The organism is Actinoplanes sp. NPDC051633, assembly GCF_040681735.1.
Lineage (GTDB): Bacteria > Actinomycetota > Actinomycetes > Mycobacteriales > Micromonosporaceae > Actinoplanes.
In genome coordinates this window covers 1-1,495 of record NZ_JBFAZH010001549.1, presented here as the reverse complement: position 1 = coordinate 1,495, position 1,495 = coordinate 1, and the positions used below count along the sequence as shown (strand labels likewise).

The window sequence follows — 1,495 nt, the reverse complement described above, 5'->3', positions numbered from 1 at the left end:
TCGGCGCCGTGACCCAGCGCGACCGCTTCCGCGTAGAGGGCCTGGCACCTCTCCAGCAGCGGCATCGGCACCTGCGTGGCATCGGTGATCAGGCGGTTGTTGTAGAGCACGTCCGCCAGCTTGGCCTGCGCCTCGAAGTCGCGGTCGGCCAGCTTGCGGGCCTTGACGCGGGAGATCGGGCTGGCCATCTGCCCGGCGTCCAGCACCGCCACCAGCTTCTCCAGGTCGACGCCGTGCGCGCCGGCGAAGTGGAACGTCTCGGCCAGCGAGGTGACCGTGCCGATCAGATAGACGTTCACGGTCAGCTTCATCAGCAGACCCTGGGGGACCGGGCCGCAGACGACCGTCTCGTGGCACATCGGGGCGAGCAACGGCCGCACGGTCTCCACGTCCTCGGCCGCGCCGGCCAGCATCGCGACCAGCTTGCCGGCCTCGGCCGGCTTACGGGAGCCCGAGACCGGCGCCTCGACATAGCGGCCGCCGGCCGCCTCCACCCGGCGGCACAGCCCGGCCGAGTACTCGGGCGCGGTCGTGCCCATGTGCACGATGATCGTGCCGTCCAGCCGCAGCTCGGACAGCACGTCGTCGATGACCGGCCCGTTCGCCAGCATCATGAAGACGACGTCGGCCTTCTCGACCACCTCGGCCGGGGAGGCGGCCACGTCCGGGAAGTCCGCGGTCGCGGCGGCGCTGCGGTTCCAGACCACCAGCGGGGTGCCGGCGTGCAGCAGGTTGAGTGCCATCGGGCGGCCCATCACGCCCAGGCCGAGGAAACCGGCGATCACGGCTCGCCCACCACCTTGCCGGGGTTGAACAGGTCCCGCGGGTCGAGGGACCGCTTCACCGCCTGATGCATCGCCAGCACTGCGGGGGACATCTCCTGCCGCATGCCGCCGCGCTTGAGCAGGCCGACGCCGTGCTCGCCGGTGACCGTGCCGCCGGCCGCCAGCGCCACCGCGATGATCTCCTCGAACGCGGCCTGCGCGGCCTCGCGGGCGGCGTCGTCGCCCGGCGGCGTGATGATCAGCGGGTGCAGGTTGCCGTCGCCGGCGTGCGCGATGGCCGCGATGGTCACCCCGTGCCGGTCGGCGATCTCCTCGATCGCCGCGAGGGTGGAGGGCACCTTCGACCGCGGCACGCAGACGTCCTCGGTCAGCACCGGGCCGAGCCGCTCCATCGCCGGGTACGCGAGCCGCCGCGCGGCGAACAGCGCCTCCGCCTCGAACTCGTCGGTCGACTGCTCCGCCCACAACGCGCCGGCCGAGGTGAACGCGTCCGCCATCGCCGCCGCCTCCTCGGCCCCGGCCGCACCCGGAGCGTCGATCTGCGCCAGCAGCAGCGCCGCCGCATCCGCCGACAGGCCCAGGTGCTTCCAGTCCTCGACCGCCTTCAGGCAGCCGCGGTCGAGCAGTTCGAGGGCGGCCGGCAGCAGGCCGCGCCGGGTCGCCTCGGCCACCGCTTCGCCCGCCGCCACCACGGTGCCGAACGCGCCCAC

Annotated in this window: 2 protein-coding genes; both read right to left on the bottom strand. The window is 73.4% G+C overall.

Annotated elements, in window-relative coordinates; translation table 11 throughout:
* Positions 1 to 785, bottom strand: a 785-nt coding sequence (locus AB0M20_RS43015; protein WP_364307216.1) for an NAD(P)-dependent oxidoreductase, incomplete at its 3' end; no start/stop codon positions are given.
* Positions 782 to 1,495, bottom strand: a 714-nt coding sequence (locus AB0M20_RS43010) for an FAD-linked oxidase C-terminal domain-containing protein (RefSeq protein WP_364307214.1), incomplete at its 5' end; no start/stop codon positions are given. The genes AB0M20_RS43010 and AB0M20_RS43015, both read right to left, overlap by 4 nt.